Below are 18,595 nucleotides of genomic sequence, written 5' to 3'. Positions count from 1 at the left end.
ACAACTCCTTTTAAAAAAGATTATTTTGTTCTTATATCTCTTCTTTTTAGTGAATAATTTTCTTTATTACTTGCGAATTTTTATTGTTAATTTTTACTTGAATAATAAGTGCAACATGGTTTTTCATTAGACTATCAATGATTAAAATTTCATTGTTTACATTTTTATTATCATATACTTTCCTTCCAAGTACATCATATATAACAACAGAGTCTATTTTATCCTTAAGTGATTTTATCTGTATATCCTCTTCTGATATAACAATTATTTCGTTTTCATCAATATCAAAATTATCATTGGATAGATTATTCTGCTTATATTTTAAAATAAATCTATCATTAAAATTCCCTAATGTTGAATGAAAACTATAAGGAGAACTCTTCAGGTCATGAGTAACATTTAAATATAAATCCTCTAAAAAAATGTCTTGATTATCAAAAAGACCATCGATTGCGTGTATTGCAATAGCATTTGTTCCTGCTTTAATAATTTTAACTCCTAAAGGAACTCTGTCTTCGTCTTCAAATGGCAATCCTCTACCTTGAATACACATTCTATCTTGATTAATAAGAGAATAAATTGTTGCAGTAGTTGATTCTATTGCAATAGCATCAAACATTCTGTCTTTTAAAATTGTAGCACCAGAAACATATCCAATTAAAGTTCTTACAGATTCATTATCTGCATCTATCAAATCTAACCAAATACGATGCTTTTCGTTTTCAGCTTCACTTCTATTTAGTAATTTTTCATGATTACTTGTTTTAAAAAACTGACTATTATCATACGTTCTGCTTCTCAATGAATTATTAAAAACAACATTCTCTGTTGTCACTGCTCCATCATTCATAATAACAAAAAAGCTTTGAGCTCCAGCAATTAAACCATTAAATCCACCTGGACCACTTATTGTTCCTAGACCATTATGTACGATATAATCGTTAATTGTGTAATTAGAACCAAAATCACCATAAAATGGATCAGGAATAGAGGAAGAAGGAAGTGTTCCATGTGTCCAAATTCTAACTGCTCCTTCAATATTTGTATTCAAATTAAGAAAATCGAGAGCATTAATCGAAGATGGATAAGGATTTCCTATTAAATTTAAATTATCATCAAATTTAGTAATTGTCATTCCATTTATTCCTAAATAATCTGCTCCAGTATAAGTTCCTCTAGATACAGGAACATTGATAACACCATTATGTGGTATTCCATTATTAAATGTAGCAGTAAATGTTTGAAATGAATTTGTAAATGCTATTGGCCCTCTTACAATGTAACCTAATCCAGCAGACATTGTATTACCAGAAGCATTAATCCAATTTCCTATTCCTGAATTTGAATTTGCTATGGTAGGGTTCCAATTAAAAATCAAGCTTGTAGGTGTTGTAATAGAGATATTGTTTACATTAAAATTACTAACAGGTGAAGACCAATAGACATAATCCATTTTTCGCATTAAAGCAGATCTTTCATAAGAAATATTTCCAGTATTAATTCCTAAATCATTAACTTGAATTAATGATCCGTTATTTAAAACATTTAATACTCCATTAACCGTTAAATCATTCTCAATTTGCACGTAATCTTGTGTAGAAACAACTAGGTTATGAGAAGGAGTCACTATTAAATTTCCTTTAGATATTAAATTATTTGATAATGCTGTTGTAAAATCATTATCAATAACTACATGATTAAAAATTTCCGTTCCTTCAGGAAGAACAGAATTTATAATTTGTGTGTTACTTCCTTTAAAATGGACAGTTCCATTTCCTTCTTCAAATGCAGACTCATCTCTGTTATTTGTCCAATTACCGTTTAAATAAATTTGTCCATCAATTGTTGCACTATTAGAATCATCCATATCTAAAATTCCTGAAGAATCTATCAATAAGTCTCCAAAAACCTCAAGTTCATTATTACTATTTCCTAAAATTTCCAATTTACTTCCTAATATACTAATGTTTTTACTAACTGCTAAATCATTATAATCATCTGAGTATATTGATAAATAATCTATTTGCGCAACATTTAAAGCTGAAGCATCAATAATTACATCCGTATTTGAATCTGGAACAGCTAATCCTTCCCAATTTGCACAATTAAACCAATTTGTATCTATTCCTCCAACCCATTGTCCTGCTGGATTACTAGCCCCTATTTGAAATGTTTTTCCTGCACTTGTTGTTAAATTACTAGAAGGGTTTAAAGTATATCTTCCTGTTCCTAATGTCCAATTATTAGAAACATCTGCAACTGCATTTATTATTTGATTAAGAGAAGCTATTCCATGTTCTTTATCGTTCTCATAATAACCACTTACAGCGTTTAAATCTACACTTTCCACATTAAAACAAGTTAACGCAGATGGCAATCTTGATTCTCTTGGATTTGAGGAGCTTGTTGAACTAGAACCACTACATGCATTTGCTAACGGAACCCAAGCGGCTCTATTTGTTAAACCATGTAATAATTTTCCAGTCAAATAATAATTAGCTTCATTTAAATCTATAGTCCCATCTGAAACAAAGCTTCCTTGAATTAAATACATTTGATCTGGCGAACTTGTTGAAATATTGGGTGTTCCTCCAATAATACTCCCCGAAAAATCAGAAGTTCTGTTTGTAGATGTTGTCCCTGTAATCACAGAAATAGATCCAAACCAAATTGGCGAGTTATTAGTTATTATTTGCAATACTGATCCGGCTGGAATACTTGTTGCACCATTATATGTTATAACCACTTCATATGGTGCTTCACTTGGATCATCTCCTCCTCCTCCCCATTTATCTGTTCTAACACCTGCCAAAGCACCTGCTTCATATCTAGAATTAACAATTGAGAATACAGTACCAGGAACAATATCAACTAAAGTTGCTATCAAATATTCATCATTTGCTCCACTCCCATTTATTTGACCATCAAATCCTGTAAAAATAAGCTCTCCAGGTCTAAAGGTTGTTCCATTTGTCACAAATAATGTTGCTAAATCAGATGTTATTGATGTACATGGTGATGTCCCAGAAATAATCACTTGATATTGATTTCCATTCATAGCTAACGTTGCAGATGGTGTCGTGTAACTACTTGAATTTGTTCCAACATTCATCCATGAACCACCTCCATCTGTCGATACTTGCCATTGATATGACGATGCGTTATTTGCCACAACACTAAAAGTTGCTCCTAATCCTGTTGTTGCAAACTGATCTGTTGGTTGAGTATTTATATTTACAGGGTTGGAAACTGTTACCATACTTGAAATGGAATTCGTTGACCAGCAAGTTCCATCAAATGTTCTCACGTAATAAGTCCCTGATGTTGACACATTATAAGAAGATGTAGTTGGAAAGTTTGTATCCATTCCATTTGCTGTTGCTTGCCAATATGCTGTTGCGCTTGGCAAAGAATAATTTAATGTTGATGTTCCACAATTTGGAGTTACTGCAATTACACCAGATGGATCTGTAGCAGGTACACAATTAGCCACAACACTACCTATCAAGGTAAAATCATCTAATCTAAATGTTCCTGTTCCACTAGCTCCAGATAAAGATATAACCACAGAAATTGTTCCTGTAAGATTTGAAACTGTATTTAAGACGTTTGTCAATCCAATTGAAGATCCTGATGTAGGAACAGTTCCACTACCAACGTTTATTCCATTAATAGACATACTCCAATTTTGAGCTCCAGTACTACTTCTTCTTCTCCAAAAATCAAATTGTGTAATTGATAATTGATACCCTGAAGCTACATTAAACGTTAATGTTATTGAAGGCGTACCGCTTGAGTTGTTTAATGAGATAGCTTCTCCTGTTGCGCCAGCAAAACTTGTCCAATTTCCTGTAGAATTTGACCAAGAAGAAGATGCTAAATTAGCATCTAATATGTTTGGTGCACTAGTATACGGATGTGTATTAATAGACGTTGTTCCAAAATCATGTTGATAGACTTGTGAAAACGCACAATACCCTATTAAAAGGGTAAATAGTAATCTTAGCTTCATGGTTAATAGCTTTTAGATTTTGATTAATAATTAAAAATAGCGACGAAATATATGCAAAATATTTCATAATATCCTATTTTTACAAGCTATTAAATTGTTATTAAATTGGAAAATAAAACTTTTACATTAGAACAAATACAGTCTAAACTAGAGTATTATTGCTCTTATCAAGAGCGATGTTACAAGGAAGTAGAAGAAAAATTATTTTCATTAAAAGCTTCAAACTTAGAAAAAGAAAAAGTGCTTATGTATTTAATAGAAAATAATTTCATTAATGAAGAACGATTTGCCAAAAGCTTTGTTAGAGGCAAATTCAATTATAAAAACTGGGGAAAAATAAGAATTAAAAATGAATTAAAATTTAGAAACCTTTCTAATAAATTAATTGAAATAGCTTTAAAAGAAATAGATGAAAATAATTATGTTGAAAAATTCCATTTACTTGCTGAAAAAAATTGGGAAACAATAAAAGAAAGAAAAGGACCTAAAAAAAATAAAAAGTTTGTCGATTTTTTATCTAGGAAAGGATATGAATCTCATTTAATCTATGAAAAACTAAGAGAATTAGACAATTAAAATAATAATACTTATTTCTAAATTCTCACTTATACTTTCAATAAAGTATCTTTGCAAAAAAAACATCCATGTTAGAAGATAAAAATCAAAAAAAAACAAGCATTGCCGAGCTAGGTGAGTTTGGTTTAATTGACCACTTAACAAAAAATATTCAGATAACTCAAGAATCTACAATAAAAAGCATAGGTGATGATGCTGCTGTTCTTGATTTCAACAACAAAAAAGTAGTTATTTCTACTGATTTATTAATTGAAGGAGTACATTTTGATTTAGCTTATATGCCATTAAAACATTTAGGTTATAAAGCTGTTGTTGTTAATATTTCTGACATTTGTGCAATGAATGCAACTGCAACCCAAATAACAGTTTCGATTGCAATTTCAAACAGATTTCCTCTTGAAGCTGTTGAAGAATTATATGAAGGAATTCAGCTTGCAGCAAAAACCTATAATGTAGATATTATAGGAGGAGATACTACTTCTTCTCAAAAAGGTTTGATTATTAGTATAACAGCTATTGGTGAATCTAATCTTGATGAAATTGTATATAGAAATGGAGCACAACCAAATGATTTATTAGTCGTAACGGGTGATATTGGAGCTGCTTATATGGGCTTGCAGGTATTAGAAAGAGAAAAACAAGTTTTTCAAGTTAATCCGAACAATCAACCAGATCTAGAACACTATTCTTATCTTATTGAACGTCAATTAAAACCAGAAGCCAGAAAAGACATCAAAGAGCTTCTATCAAAACTAGAAGTAAAACCTACATCAATGATTGATGTTTCTGATGGTCTATCTTCTGAAATACTACACATTTGTAAGCAAAGCAATGTAGGATGTAATTTATATGAAGACAAGATACCTGCTGATCCACAATTAATAAATGTTTGTGAAGAGTTTAATATAGACATTACAACCATTGCATTAAGTGGTGGAGAAGATTATGAATTACTTTTTACAATAAAAATGGATGATTTTGACAAAATTAAAGCTAACCCAAATTTTACTGTAATTGGACATATAACAGAAGAAAAAGAAGGTATTCATTTAATCACGAGAGCAAATACAAAAATCCCATTAAAAGCAAGAGGATGGAATTCTTTAAGTGAAGAATAAATTTATTTATATCTCATAAAAAAGCCCTAATTTATTGCAAATCAGGGCTTTTTATATTTTCTTTTGAAACTGCTACATTTTCATTAACCAGTTTCTCATTGAAACCTCATTATTAATAATTTCTCTTAATTCTGTAATTTCAACTCTATCTTGTTGCATAGAATCACGATGACGAATAGTAACCGTTTTATCTTCTAATGTTTGATGGTCTACAGTAATACAAAATGGTGTTCCTAATGCATCTTGCCTTCTATAACGTCTTCCTACCGCATCTTTCTCATCATAAGAAACATTAAAGTCCCATTTTAACTCTTCAATAATTTCTTTTGCTACTTCTGGTAATCCATCTCTTTTAATTAATGGTAAAATAGCTGCTTTAGTTGGAGCTAAAACCGAAGGCAAACGTAAAACTGTTCTTACAGAGCCATCTTCCAAGGTTTCTTCTTGTAAAGCTTTTGAAAAAACAGCTAAAAACATTCTATCTAAACCAACAGAAGTTTCTACAACATAAGGAACATAACTAGAATTTGTCTCGTTATCAAAAAACTGTAATTTCTTACCTGAATATTCTTCATGAGCCTTCAAATCGAAATCCGTTCTAGAATGAATTCCTTCTAATTCTTTAAACCCAAAAGGAAAATCAAATTCAATATCTGCTGCTGCATTTGCATAATGTGCTAATTTCTCATGATCATGAAAACGATAGTTTTCTTTTCCTAAACCTAAAGACAGATGCCATTTTAAACGAGTTTCTTTCCAAAATTCATAGTATTGCATTTCTTCACCTGGTTTTACAAAAAATTGCATTTCCATTTGTTCAAATTCACGCATTCTAAAAATAAACTGTCTTGCAACAATTTCATTACGAAATGCTTTTCCTGTTTGCGCAATTCCAAAAGGAATCTTCATTCTTCCTGTTTTTTGAACATTCAAAAAGTTAACAAAAATACCTTGAGCTGTTTCAGGACGCAAATACAGATCCATAGCTGTATCAGCAGATGCTCCAATTTTTGTAGCAAACATTAAATTAAATTGACGTACTTCTGTCCAATTTTTAGAACCCGAATCTGGACAAGCTATGCCTAATTCTTCAATTAGCGACTTTACATCTGCAAGATCATCATTTTCTAATGAACGAGCTAAACGCTGTAAAATTTGATTTTTTTGCTCTAAATACCCTTTAACACGTTCATTTGTAGTCACAAATTCTTCTTCATTGAATGCATCACCAAAACGGTTTTTTGCCTTTTCAATTTCTTTTTGTGCTTTTATATTAATTTTTTCAGCATAGTCTTCAATTAAAACATCTGCACGGTATCTTTTTTTAGAATCCTTATTGTCAATTAAAGGATCACTAAAAGCATCTACGTGACCAGAAGCTTTCCATGTTGTAGGATGCATAAATATTGAAGCATCAATTCCTACAATATTATCATGCATTTGAACCATTGATTTCCACCAATATTCTCGAATGTTTTTCTTTAGTTCTACACCATTTTGAGCGTAATCATAAACTGCGCTTAAACCATCATAAATTTCACTAGACGGAAAAATGAATCCGTATTCTTTTGCATGTGAAATTACGTTTTTAAAAATATCTTCCTGTTTTGCCATAGCACAAAAGTAAAAATAGGATTTTAATAAAGAAAAGAAATTATCGGAATAATTTACAATTAATCATATTGAAAAATTGTTGTACCAATTTTTGAAAAAGAATTATAAATATTTATGATGTATTTGCCTTTGATTGTCTTGTTTGGTTCTAAGTTTACATAAGAACAAACATCTACATCCTTTTGATTATACAGTGCTTCTGTTTTTGCACTATAAACCAGTTTAATATTATTAAAAATAATAGAAGTATCTTCCGCAGATATGATTTGGTTTTTTGGATTTACTACTTGAATATAAATATCTTTATTTCCTTGTCTAATAAATTCATTACCTTGAAGTGTGAAACACACTCGTATTTGTTGTATTTTTTTTTCTCTCTTTTTTGAATACAAATCAGATAAAATTTTAACTCCTCTTACTGTAACATTTATAGCTGATAATTTATCGTGCCTAATTCTTACATCATTGCTTTTAAGTGATTCTAATTGGGTTAATGTTTTTTTATCTTTTTGTATTTTTTCATTAATTCTAACAATTTCATCAGAATTATTATTTATATCTATTTTTATTTGATTTATCTGATCTTCTAAACTTTTGTTATTAGAGTCACTAAAATTAATTTTACTATTATCGTTCGTATTTTCTATTGCATCTTTTATAGCTTCTTTAACTTCAAGGGCTTCTTCATCTTCAATAGAAAGACTTAATGAATCATATTTTTTTAGAATCTCATCAAACTGATTCTGCAACAACTTATTTTCTGCTTGAGATTTTTTAAGAACAATATTATATTCTGAATAAAAATGATAATATCCTAAAAATGATAATGCTAATAAAACAGCCAAAAAAGCGAAGGAAATTCTTATAAAATTAGTTTTGTTAGTTGCCATTCACAATATTTTTATATAAATTAAATAAATTTGAATGTTTTCCTAACTTATAATCGTCATAATGCTTAAAAACCTGTTAAAATTATTATTTCCGACACTTTGTTATGGATGTAATTCACTTTTACTAAATAATGAAAAAATGTTATGTGCAACTTGTATACATAACCTACCTTACACAAACCACCATTTACTTGAAATGAATCATGTCAAAGGTAAATTTTATGGAATAATTGATATTCAATTTGCTTCTTCAATGCTTTATTTCCAAAACAACGGAATTGTACAAAGGCTAATTCATCAATTAAAATACAAAGGAAAACAAGAAATTGGCACCTATTTGGCAGAGAATTATGCTTTAGATTTAAAAGACATAGATAATAAGTATAAGTTCGACCTTATAATTCCCGTTCCATTACATCCTAAAAAAATAAAGAAACGAGGTTATAATCAAGTCGAAACATTTTGTTTAACATTATCTAAAGCATTACAAATCTCCTATAATTCAGAAATATTATTTCGAAAAAACAATTCAAAAACACAAACAAGGAAAAATAAAAATGAAAGATTTGAAAATACCGAATCATTTTTTGACGTTATATTTGATGAAACATTTCATGGAAAGCATTTTTTACTTGTTGATGATGTAATAACAACTGGAGCAACAATAGAATCGTGTGTAAAAGCTTTATTAAAAATACCAAATGCGAAAGTGAGTGTTATAACAATAGCTTACACACAATCATAATAAAAATAAAAAAATTATGTTTACACTAAATATAGTTGTTATTTTGTAGTGACATTTTTTAGAAAGATGAAAAAAACATATTTGACAATTCTTTTTATAGTTATTAGCACATTTATTTTTACAACTAGTTGTGCAAAAAGAGGAACTATAAATGGTGGTGCAAAAGATACTATTGCTCCAAGAATCACATCAAGTTTTCCTGATAATTTTAGTACAAATTTTTCAGGAAGAGAGATCAAGATTAATTTTAATGAGCTTATTAAAGTAAAAGATATTAATAAGCAATTAATTATTTCTCCTCCATTAGAAAAACAACCTACAATTATTCCACAAGGAAGCGCTAGTAAATTTATTTCGATTAAGATTTTAGAAGATTTAAAACCAAATACTACTTATAGTTTTAATTTCGGCCAGAGTATTACTGACAACAATGAAGGTAATCCTTATTCTCAGTTTAAATACGTCTTTTCTACTGGCAGTTATATTGATTCTCTGGCTTTATTGGGTAACATAAAAGATGCTTATGAACAAAACCCTGACAATTTTGTCAACATTCAATTATATGATGCTACAACCTTTAAAGATTCAACGGTTTTTAAAGAAACTCCTTTATATGTAACCAATACTTTAGATAGCTTAAAAGTATTTGCATTAGAAAATTTAAAAGCAGGAACATATAAAATAATTGCATTAAAAGACAAAAACAACAACTATAAATATGATCCAAAATCGGATAAAATTGGTTTCTTAGATGAAACCATAACTCTTCCCGTAGACAATACTTTATATGAAATAGAATTATTCAAGGAAAAACCTAAGTTTAAAGTTGAAAAACCTATTCAGCAATCAAATAATAAATTTTTTATGGGTTACCAAGGTGACATAAAAGATGTAAAGATTACTGCAAAAATGGGATTAGAAGAAATTCCTGTTAAAATGACGAAATTTCCAGATAAAGGAAAAGATTCTGTTCAATTATTTTTTCCTGTTTCAAAATTAGACACACTTGAAATATCTATTAAAAAAGACAATTATATTAAGAATTTTAAAACTAAAGTTAAAGAATTAAAACTAACGGACTCATTAAAAATTAATGCAGTTCAAAATACTCTAAACTTTAGAGACAAGTTTACATTAAAAACTAAAACACCAATAAACTCTATTGATAAAAACAAAATTACACTAACTAATAAAGATTCTATAGTAATCCCTTTTGAGTATAGCTATAATGAATATGAGGAAGAAATTCTATTTGACTTTAAAAAAGAAGAAAATCAAAAATACCAGATAGAACTACTTCCAGGAGCTATTACTGATTTTTACAATACCATTAATGATTCATTACGCTTTTCATTTAATACAAAACTGCTTTCAGACTATGGAAACTTGAAAGTAATAATTAAAAATGCTAATAGATTCCCTTATATTTTAGAAGTTTTAACTGCCAAAGGAGATGTAGTTGCTTCTGCAATTAGTAATGACGAAAATATTATTTATTTTGATGCAATTGAACCAAGTATTTATACTTTAAGAATCATATATGATGATAATAAAAATAATATTTGGGACACAGGAGACTATCTAAATAAAAAATATGCTGAAGAAATCGTCTACTATCCAAAAGGAATAGATGTTAGAGCAAATTGGGACGTAGAACAAGAATTCGATTTAGGAGAGTAAGCATTTTATTCTCCTAAGTTAAACAAACCGCAATCCTTTTAAAACTGAATTATAAAAGAGTCTTTATCGTTCAAGAAATTTAGTTTATTTCTTGTTTCGATCATTTCTTGTTTATCAAGCTCAATAATAAATATTCCTTGCTCATCATCACAATTTAATCTTTCATTTCCTAAATAGTCAACTACTTGAGAGCTTCCTACATATTCCATTTCATTATCATCAGCACCTATTCTATTTACTCCTACTAAGTAAGAAATATTTTCAATTGCTCTTGCTTTTAAAAGGGAGTTCCATGCTTGAATTCTTGGTTTAGGCCAATTTGCAACATAAATCAATAAATCATAATTTTCAACATTTCTACTAAAAACAGGAAAACGTAAATCATAACAAATAAATGGACAAATTTTCCATCCTTTATATTCAACTATTAATTTTTCTTTTCCTGCTTTATATACTTTTTCCTCTCCTGCTAAAGTAAATAAATGTCGTTTATCATAATACTGAATATTTCCATTTGGAAAAACAAAAACAAGACGATTATAGTAATTTTCACTTTCTTCAATAACCAAACTACCTGTTATCGCTATGTTTTTTTCTATAGCTACTAATTTCAACCATTCAATAGTTTCTCCATCCATTTTCTCTGCAACCCTCTCTGGATTCATAGTAAACCCAGACGTAAACATTTCTGGCAATACTAATAAATCGTACTCATCATCACATGAATTAATGTACTCTTGAATTAAACTTCTATTTTCTTTTGGGCGTTCCCAAATAAGTTTGGTTTGAAATAATGCTACTCTCATTTTAATTGAAATATTACTTGATAAAAGTAGAAAAAAATGTTCTAAATCAGTCTTAAAAAGTATATTTTTACTTACATAATTATGTTTTAAACCATTTCTAATGATTACATTCATTCAAGACTATATTCCCTCAAAAATTAAATCCATCACTAAACTTGGTGGTTATGACAACGCAAATTATTTGATTAAAACTACAGAAACTAAATATGTTCTAAAAACTTACCCATATACTGAAGACACTCTTGATTTAATAACAGCGGAAAATCATGTTTTAATCCATCTTCAAAATTTTAAAAATATTGAAACTCCAATTCCAATAAAATTTAATAATGGAGAAACAATATTAGCTTTATCTCTAAATAACAATAAAACATTATTCCGATTATTATCATTTATTCAAGGTGATTTTTTAGCAGAAGTAAGTCATGATAAAGACTTAATGACATCTTACGGAACAACAATAGGCTTGTTAAACCTTTATTTAAAAGATTTTAAAAATTATTACTACAAAAGTAGAAACTGGGAATGGAATATTGAAAATCTAAACTTAAACAAAAAATATTTAGTTAATATTAATGATCCTGAAAACAGACGAATAGCAGAATATTTTTTTAATCAATTTGACGAAATAGTACTTCCGAAAAAAGAAGAATTGAGAAAAGCAATTATTCATAATGACATCAATGAATGGAACATTTTAGTAAAAAACAATAAGATATCTGGGCTAATTGATTTTGGAGATTTAGCTTATTCTTTTCAAATAAATGAATTAGCTATTGCTATTATATATGCAACTTATAACAAAGAAGATTATTTAACAGATGCTTTAATAATCACGAAATCGTATCATGAAAAACATCCATTATTAGAAATTGAAATTGACGTTTTATATTACATCATAGCCGCAAGATTAGTAATTAGTGTATGTAATTCTGCACATGCAAGAAATGTAAATCCAAAGAACACCCACACACTAATAAGTGAAGAAAAAGCATGGAAAATGCTTCACTATTTAATTGCTACAAATCCAATTTTTATAACTAATGCATTTAAAGAATCATTAGGTTTTGAGATAAAAAAACCTTTAGAGGCAGAAAAAATAAAAGAAAAACGTCATGAACATTTAGCAAAAATTTTATCCATTAGTTACAACAATCCTATTTATGTGGAACGAGCAGCATTTCAATATATGTATGATGCATACGGAAACACATTTTTAGATGCATATAACAATATCCCTCATGTTGGTCATTCACACCCAAAAGTAGTAAAAGCAGGTCAAATTCAAATTTCAAAATTAAATACCAATACTCGATATTTATACGATATTTTAAATACTTATGCTGAAAAATTATTATCAAAATTTCCAGCTACACTTAATAAAGTATTTTTTGTCAATTCTGGTAGCGAAGCAAACGATTTAGCTATTAGAATGGCTAAAAAACATACATCCAATTCAAATGTAATGGTTATAGAACATGGATATCATGGCCATACTCAAATAGGAATTGACATTAGCGATTATAAATTTAGTAATCCAAAAGGACAAGGTCAAAAAGAATATATTATAAAAACAGAAATTCCTGATACTTATAGAGGCCGATATACACAAAATGATGGTACAGCTGGCAAACTATATGCTGAAAACACTATAAACGACATAAAAGCCAGTACTAATAAAATTGCAGCATTCATTGCTGAACCAATAGTTGGGTGTGCTGGTCAAATTCCATTAGCAAAAGGATATTTAAAGCCCGTTTACGAGGCCATTAGAGCACAAGGCGGTATTTGTATTAGTGATGAAGTACAAACAGGATTTGGAAGACTCGGTGAACACTTTTGGGGTTTTGAAGCACAAGGAGTTATCCCTGACATGGTTGTAATTGGCAAACCAATAGGTAATGGACATCCAATGGCAGCAGTAATTTGTACGGAAGAAATAGCATCTTCTTTTAATACTGGTGTAGAATTTTTCACATCTTTTGGAGGAAATCCCGTTTCATGTGCAATAGGACTAGCTGTTTTAGAAGTAATTGAAGAAGAAAATTTACAAGAAAACGCAAAAAAAGTTGGAGATTATTACAAAGAAAGGTTTGTTAATCTCAAAGAAAAATATCCTTGCATAGGTGATATTCGAGGTTCAGGATTATTTCTAGGTTTCGACATTGTTAAAGATGACACAAAAGAACCCGATACAAAGTTAGCACAATACATTAAAAATCAATTAAGAGAAAAAAATATTTTAATTAGCACAGATGGTCCTGTTGATAATGTTTTAAAGACAAAACCTCCTATTATTTTTACAAAAAAAGATGTAGATATTGTCGTAAAGAACACAGATACTATATTAGAAAATTACTACAAGAATCCCTAAATACTTTTCTAATAAAAAAACGCATTCATTAAATGAATGCGTTTTTAAAAATTTATATTCTATCTCAATTTAGATAATACTTGCTTTCAAATATTCTCTATTCATACGAGCAATGTTCTCTAAAGAAATACCTTTTGGACATTCTATTTCACAAGCACCAGTATTTGTACAATTACCGAACCCTTCTTCATCCATTTGGCGTACCATGTTTAATACACGTTGTGTTGCCTCTACTTTTCCTTGCGGTAATAATGCATATTGTGAAACTTTAGCTCCAACAAACAACATTGCAGAACCATTTTTACAAGATGCAACACAAGCCCCACAACCAATACAAGCTGCTGCTTCAAAAGCTTTATCTGCATCTGCTTTAGGCACAGGAATTGAATTAGCATCAATTGTATTTCCTGAAGTATTAACCGACACGAAACCACCTGCTTGCTGAATTCTATCAAAAGAAGTACGATCAACCACTAAATCCTTGATTACAGGGAAAGCTTTACTTCTCCATGGTTCAATGTAGATAGTATCACCATCGTTAAACTTACGCATGTGCAACTGACATGTTGTTGTTCCTGTTTCTGGTCCGTGTGCTCTACCATTAATATACAATGAACACATACCGCAAATTCCTTCACGACAATCGTGATCAAAAGCAACAGGTTCTTTTCTTTCGCTTACTAATTGTTCGTTTAATTGGTCCAACATTTCCAAAAACGAACTTGCTGTAGAAACATTATCTAACTTATACGTTTCTATACCACCTTTAGTTTTAGCATTTTTCTGACGCCAAATTTTTAAGGTTATATTGATATTTTTTGCTGTACTCATAATCTCTTATTTATAGTTTCTAGCTGCAATTTTAATGAACTCGTATTTCAAATCTTCTTTGTGAAGTTCGGCTTTAGTAGTATCTTGCCCTTTATATTCCCAAGCGCCTACGAATGCCATGTTAACATCATCACGAAGAGTTTCTCCTTCAGCATCTTGATACTCTTCTCTAAAGTGACCTCCACAAGATTCTTTACGTTGTAAAGCATCCATAGCCATTAATTGTCCTAGTTCAAGGAAATCTGCTACACGAAGTGCTTTTTCTAATTCTGGATTCATTTCATCTGCACTACCTGGAACGTAAACCTCTTTATAGAATTCTTCACGGATTTTTCCGATTTCTTCAATTGCTTCTTTTAATCCTTGTTCGTTACGCGCCATACCCACTTTATTCCACATTACGTGTCCTAATTTTTTATGGAAATGGTCAACCGATTTTGTTCCGTTATTATTCAAGAACATATTGATAGAATCTCTTACATTCTTCTCCGCTTCAGCAAATTCTGGTGCATCAGTAGAAATTTTACCCGTACGTATTTCATCAGCTAAATAGTTAGAAACAGTATAAGGCAATACGAAATAACCATCCGCTAAACCTTGCATTAAAGCAGAAGCTCCTAAACGGTTAGCACCGTGATCAGAAAAGTTTGCCTCACCTGCTACGAAACATCCAGGTATTGATGATTGTAAGTTATAATCAACCCAAACTCCACCCATTGTATAGTGAACTGCTGGATAAATTTTCATTGGTGTTTCATATGGATTTTCGTCAGTAATTTTTTCATACATTTCGAATAGGTTACCATACTTTTCTTCCAACCATTTTTTTCCTAAAGTAATAATTTCTTCTTCCGAAGGATTGTGATTTCCTTGAGCATACGCTACCTCTTTACCTTTACTCTTCACTTCAGAAGAGAAATCTAAGTAAACACCTTCGTTCGTATCGTTTGCTTCAATTCCATAACCTGCATCACAACGCTCTTTAGCTGCACGAGATGCAACGTCACGAGGTACTAAGTTACCGAATGCTGGATATCTTCTTTCTAAGTAATAATCTCTATCTTCTTCTGCAATTTGCGTTGGTTTTAATTTACCTGCACGAATTGCTTCAGCATCTTCTTTTTTCTTTGGTACCCAAATACGACCCGAGTTACGTAATGATTCTGACATTAACGTTAACTTCGATTGATTTGTTCCATGAACCGGAATACAAGTTGGGTGAATTTGTACGTAACATGGATTTGCAAAAGCAGCACCTTGTTTGTGAATTTTCCAAGAAGCTGTTACATTACTTCCCATTGCATTTGTAGAAAGGAAATAAACATTTCCGTAACCTCCAGAAGCGATTACAACTGCATGGGCAGAATGTCTTTCAACTTCACCAGTAACCAAGTTACGAGCAATAATTCCACGTGCTTTTCCATCAATTTTAACCAAGTCTAACATTTCATGACGGTTGAACATTTTAACACGTCCTAATCCGATTTGTCTTGATAAAGCTGAATATGCCCCTAATAATAATTGTTGTCCTGTTTGTCCAGCAGCATAAAAAGTACGTTGTACCTGTACTCCACCAAAAGAACGATTATCTAACATTCCACCATACTCACGAGCAAAAGGAACTCCTTGAGCTACACATTGGTCAATAATATTACCTGAAACCTCTGCTAAACGATGAACGTTTGCTTCACGTGCACGGTAGTCACCTCCTTTAATGGTATCGTAAAACAAACGGTAGATAGAATCTCCGTCATTTTGGTAATTTTTTGCTGCATTGATACCTCCTTGCGCTGCAATTGAATGCGCACGACGAGGAGAATCTTGAAAACAAAACGCTTTTACATTATATCCCATTTCTCCAAGAGAAGCAGCTGCTGAAGCACCTGCCAAACCTGTACCAACAACGATAATGTCAATTTTTGGACGGTTGTTTGGAGCAACTAATTTTAAATGATCTTTATAATCGGTCCATTTTTTTGCCAATGCCCCTTCTGGTATTTTAGAATCTAACTTCATATTGTATCTGATGTTGATTATTTAGTAAAGTGTATATATAAAGGAATAATCGCAAATAATAAAGGTACGATTACTGCAAAAGCTCTTCCAATAAATTTGATTGTTAGTGTAAACTTATTATTTATACCCAACGATTGGAATGCACTTTGAAAACCATGCCATAAGTGGAATCCTAATGCTAACATAGCTAAAACATAACCAATTGTAAATAATAAGCCATATTTTGCATCTCTAAAAAAGTCATACGTAATTTTATACAAGTCTTTATATCCTTCAAAAACAACATCATTATTATTTTCAACTGCTATTACTTTAGTAACATCTAGTACTTGTAATTTATTACTTTCCAGAATATTTTTATCTAGTTTCCCTAAAGAATCTAGAGGAAAAAATGGATTCTGAGAACCTAAAACTCCAATAGCCATTTTTGTTTTTCCCATTTGACTAACAACTTCTTTTGATGCTAATGGAATATTTTTGTCAAAATGCATTTTAGCCCAAAAATTCACCATATGTGTTACAATGAAAACTAAAATGATAGTTCCCAAAACTGCCATATTACGAGATGCAAAACTACTGTTTGCCGAAGGACTCGTTTTTGCATAATTAATCGGTCTTGCTGCTTTATTTTGAAAAGCCAACAAAATACCGTCAATTGCATGAAAAATAATAGAAATGTAAGTTAAATAAGAAAGTAATTTTACTGCAGGATTAGTGGTCATAAACAATGCATACTGATTAAAATTCAAAGCATTATTTGGTACTAATAACTGAAGATTTCCAGCTAAGTGACCAGCTAAAAACAAGCATAAAAATAAACCTGTAAGAGCCATCCAGTATTTTTTAGCAATAGATGACTTTAGAAGTGCTGATTTTGCCATAATTTTATTTGATTATTCTAGTTTTTAAAATCAAACAAAAATACTGCATATTAATTTTAACTACAACCTTTTAGTTGTTATTTATAATGAATTTAAAATATACCTTTTCAAACCTTATCCTTAAACCAAGTATAAAATCACTTTACATAGCTAGGAATCAAGCCTCTTAAACCCATATCAACAACATTTTCACCTATTGATGGCTCATATTTCCCATCAAAATTAACTTCTTCCCACTCAAAACTATTATTCACAGAAAGAGATAATGTTACTACAATATCGTCTGTTTCATTTCCATTTACAACTAAATTCTCTACAAATTTACCAGTTACCACGCATGATCCTGGTTGAATTGCCGATGTAGACGCAATAGGGTTTGGAACAGTTGTACTTCCTTGTGGAGCTTGTCCAGAAGTTGCATATGGAGCATCGTTCAATGCGAAAGCCCAATATCCTTGAAGGCGATTAACATTAACATTAAAAACATTATTCCCAATACTATGTGAAGTAATATAAGTATTAAATCCAACAAAGCTTTCTAATGTTCCTAAATAATCAATTCCATTATTAAAAACAGACACTTCATAGTTTTGATAAGACAGAGAAACTCTCACATATTCGTAATTTCCTTGATTTATTTGACTTAATGGTATTGACAAAAAAGGCTCTCCTTCTGACACAATTTTTGCTCTAGAAAAATCTATTGCTAAATCACCTCCATCAATTGTTTCAGAACCATGATACAAAACCAATCCATCTCCCAACTGAGTATATGCGTTTTGGGCTAACTCAAAATAATGAGCACTAATAAAATTAAACTTTGGAGATTGAGATGCGTTCCCTGTAGAAACAACAGAAGGCTGTCCTAAGTTATTCAATCTGGCTTGAGATTTATCAAATTTAAATTTCACAATTAATTGTGGTTCTTTATTGACCAAACTATCATCTCGATCACTACACGAAATCAGAACGAATATCATTAAAAAAACACCTAAAAAAACTTTCCAATTCATTTTTCTTTTTTATCAAATTTACAAAAGCTCTATCTAAGA

13 protein-coding genes are annotated in these 18,595 nt (G+C 30.4%); 5 read left to right on the top strand and 8 right to left on the bottom strand.

Going from position 1 to position 18,595, the window contains the following annotated elements; translation table 11 throughout:
- Nucleotides 1-46: 46 nt before the first annotated feature.
- Nucleotides 47-4,012 (bottom strand): hypothetical protein, encoded by a 3,966-nt coding sequence (locus SY27_RS12395; RefSeq protein ID WP_045970747.1) that lies wholly within the window; start codon nucleotides 4,010-4,012, stop codon nucleotides 47-49.
- A 105-nt stretch (nucleotides 4,013-4,117) separates the two neighbouring features.
- On the opposite strand from SY27_RS12395, the gene SY27_RS12390 reads away from it, so the two are divergent.
- Entirely contained in the window at nucleotides 4,118-4,588 is a 471-nt protein-coding gene (locus SY27_RS12390) for a regulatory protein RecX (protein WP_045970745.1), read from the top strand.
- Between the two features lie 68 nt (nucleotides 4,589-4,656).
- A complete protein-coding gene (gene thiL, locus SY27_RS12385) occupies nucleotides 4,657-5,706 on the top strand; it encodes a thiamine-phosphate kinase (RefSeq protein WP_045970742.1) in 1,050 nt (349 codons plus the stop codon).
- A 72-nt stretch (nucleotides 5,707-5,778) separates the two neighbouring features.
- Here thiL and SY27_RS12380 read toward each other — a convergent pair whose 3' ends face one another.
- Together SY27_RS12380 and SY27_RS12375 are read right to left on the bottom strand one after the other, a co-directional pair.
- Nucleotides 5,779-7,320: a glycine--tRNA ligase gene (locus SY27_RS12380; RefSeq protein WP_045970741.1), complete on the bottom strand. Its 1,542-nt coding sequence runs from the start codon at nucleotides 7,318-7,320 to the stop codon at nucleotides 5,779-5,781.
- A 59-nt stretch (nucleotides 7,321-7,379) separates the two neighbouring features.
- On the bottom strand, nucleotides 7,380-8,210 hold the full coding sequence (locus SY27_RS12375; protein ID WP_045970739.1) for a hypothetical protein: 831 nt from the start codon (nucleotides 8,208-8,210) through the stop codon (nucleotides 7,380-7,382).
- Between the two features lie 196 nt (nucleotides 8,211-8,406).
- Here SY27_RS12375 and SY27_RS12370 point away from each other — a divergent pair, with 196 nt between their 5' ends.
- Nucleotides 8,407-8,955 carry a ComF family protein gene (locus tag SY27_RS12370; RefSeq protein ID WP_235270972.1) on the top strand — a complete coding sequence of 183 codons (549 nt, stop codon included), beginning with the start codon at nucleotides 8,407-8,409 and terminating at the stop codon, nucleotides 8,953-8,955.
- Between the two features lie 66 nt (nucleotides 8,956-9,021).
- The gene (locus SY27_RS12365) at nucleotides 9,022-10,635 is read left to right on the top strand and encodes an Ig-like domain-containing protein (protein WP_045970735.1); all 1,614 of its coding nucleotides are present in this window, start codon (nucleotides 9,022-9,024) and stop codon (nucleotides 10,633-10,635) included.
- 38 nt (nucleotides 10,636-10,673) lie between these two features.
- Here the strand turns inward: SY27_RS12365 and SY27_RS12360 are convergent, their stop codons facing one another.
- On the bottom strand, nucleotides 10,674-11,441 hold the full coding sequence (locus SY27_RS12360; protein ID WP_045971148.1) for a nitrilase family protein: 768 nt from the start codon (nucleotides 11,439-11,441) through the stop codon (nucleotides 10,674-10,676).
- Nucleotides 11,442-11,541: 100 nt separating this feature from the next.
- Between SY27_RS12360 and SY27_RS12355 the strand changes: the two genes are divergently transcribed.
- Nucleotides 11,542-13,815 (top strand): aminotransferase class III-fold pyridoxal phosphate-dependent enzyme, encoded by a 2,274-nt coding sequence (locus SY27_RS12355; protein ID WP_045970733.1) that lies wholly within the window; start codon nucleotides 11,542-11,544, stop codon nucleotides 13,813-13,815.
- Between the two features lie 69 nt (nucleotides 13,816-13,884).
- Here the strand turns inward: SY27_RS12355 and SY27_RS12350 are convergent, their stop codons facing one another.
- From SY27_RS12350 to SY27_RS12335, 4 genes are all read right to left on the bottom strand, one after another.
- A complete protein-coding gene (locus SY27_RS12350; protein WP_045970731.1) occupies nucleotides 13,885-14,646 on the bottom strand; it encodes a succinate dehydrogenase/fumarate reductase iron-sulfur subunit in 762 nt (253 codons plus the stop codon).
- Between the two features lie 6 nt (nucleotides 14,647-14,652).
- Complete coding sequence (locus SY27_RS12345; protein ID WP_045970729.1) at nucleotides 14,653-16,662, bottom strand: fumarate reductase/succinate dehydrogenase flavoprotein subunit; 2,010 nt, start codon at nucleotides 16,660-16,662, stop codon at nucleotides 14,653-14,655.
- A gap of 17 nt (nucleotides 16,663-16,679) precedes the next feature.
- Nucleotides 16,680-17,543 (bottom strand): succinate dehydrogenase cytochrome b subunit, encoded by an 864-nt coding sequence (locus SY27_RS12340; RefSeq protein WP_045970726.1) that lies wholly within the window; start codon nucleotides 17,541-17,543, stop codon nucleotides 16,680-16,682.
- 137 nt (nucleotides 17,544-17,680) lie between these two features.
- The gene (locus SY27_RS12335) at nucleotides 17,681-18,556 is read right to left on the bottom strand and encodes a hypothetical protein (RefSeq protein WP_052705321.1); all 876 of its coding nucleotides are present in this window, start codon (nucleotides 18,554-18,556) and stop codon (nucleotides 17,681-17,683) included.
- Between the last annotated feature and the right edge of the window lie 39 nt (nucleotides 18,557-18,595).

The sequence above is a fragment of the Flavobacterium sp. 316 genome (genome assembly GCF_000967805.1).
Classification (GTDB): domain Bacteria; phylum Bacteroidota; class Bacteroidia; order Flavobacteriales; family Flavobacteriaceae; genus Flavobacterium; species Flavobacterium sediminilitoris.
The sequence above is the reverse complement of the archived record's forward strand: the minus strand, read 5'-3'. Positions and strand labels throughout refer to the sequence as shown.

What these genes read in the sequence shown, in the direction of transcription:
- SY27_RS12395 (WP_045970747.1), bottom strand. Translation starts at nt 4,012, where the DNA reads ATGAAGCTAAGATTACTATTTACCCTTTTAATAGGGTATTGTGCGTTT.
- thiL (WP_045970742.1), top strand. Translation starts at nt 4,657, where the DNA reads ATGTTAGAAGATAAAAATCAAAAAAAAACAAGCATTGCCGAGCTAGGT.
- SY27_RS12380 (WP_045970741.1), bottom strand. Translation starts at nt 7,320, where the DNA reads ATGGCAAAACAGGAAGATATTTTTAAAAACGTAATTTCACATGCAAAA.
- SY27_RS12375 (WP_045970739.1), bottom strand. Translation starts at nt 8,210, where the DNA reads ATGGCAACTAACAAAACTAATTTTATAAGAATTTCCTTCGCTTTTTTG.
- SY27_RS12370 (WP_235270972.1), top strand. Translation starts at nt 8,407, where the DNA reads ATGAATCATGTCAAAGGTAAATTTTATGGAATAATTGATATTCAATTT.
- SY27_RS12365 (WP_045970735.1), top strand. Translation starts at nt 9,022, where the DNA reads ATGAAAAAAACATATTTGACAATTCTTTTTATAGTTATTAGCACATTT.
- SY27_RS12360 (WP_045971148.1), bottom strand. Translation starts at nt 11,441, where the DNA reads ATGAGAGTAGCATTATTTCAAACCAAACTTATTTGGGAACGCCCAAAA.
- SY27_RS12355 (WP_045970733.1), top strand. Translation starts at nt 11,542, where the DNA reads ATGATTACATTCATTCAAGACTATATTCCCTCAAAAATTAAATCCATC.
- SY27_RS12350 (WP_045970731.1), bottom strand. Translation starts at nt 14,646, where the DNA reads ATGAGTACAGCAAAAAATATCAATATAACCTTAAAAATTTGGCGTCAG.
- SY27_RS12345 (WP_045970729.1), bottom strand. Translation starts at nt 16,662, where the DNA reads ATGAAGTTAGATTCTAAAATACCAGAAGGGGCATTGGCAAAAAAATGG.
- SY27_RS12340 (WP_045970726.1), bottom strand. Translation starts at nt 17,543, where the DNA reads ATGGCAAAATCAGCACTTCTAAAGTCATCTATTGCTAAAAAATACTGG.
- SY27_RS12335 (WP_052705321.1), bottom strand. Translation starts at nt 18,556, where the DNA reads ATGAATTGGAAAGTTTTTTTAGGTGTTTTTTTAATGATATTCGTTCTG.